1 protein-coding gene is annotated in these 258 nt (G+C 55.0%); it reads right to left on the bottom strand.

Annotated elements, in window-relative coordinates:
- A partial coding sequence (locus ACTFO6_RS19080; protein ID WP_439935912.1) for an SDR family NAD(P)-dependent oxidoreductase occupies nucleotides 1–188 on the bottom strand: 188 nt, incomplete at its 3' end.
- Between the last annotated feature and the right edge of the window lie 70 nt (nucleotides 189–258).

The following is a 258-nucleotide window of genomic DNA, read 5'->3' on the forward strand; positions in this document are numbered from 1 at the left end:
CGGATCCCAATCGCTGTCCCCCCGACAGATCTAATCTCTTGTGCAACTGCGTCGGCGCTATATGCGTTGACGTCTGCCACACAGACGCGAGCTCCTTCCTTGGCGAAGGCCAGAGCTATCTGTGCGCCAATCCCACTTCCAGCCCCTGTAATGATCGCGTTCTTTCCCTGAAGCCTGGGTGAAGTCATTCGGAATCTCCGTCAATTTGTTTCAAAGACGGCAAATCCCCATGTTTGTTCCCGGGCAGGAGCATTCAGG

Origin of the sequence: Pelomicrobium sp. G1 (assembly GCF_051905455.1) — a bacterium.
Taxonomy (GTDB): domain Bacteria; phylum Pseudomonadota; class Gammaproteobacteria; order Burkholderiales; family UBA6910; genus Pelomicrobium.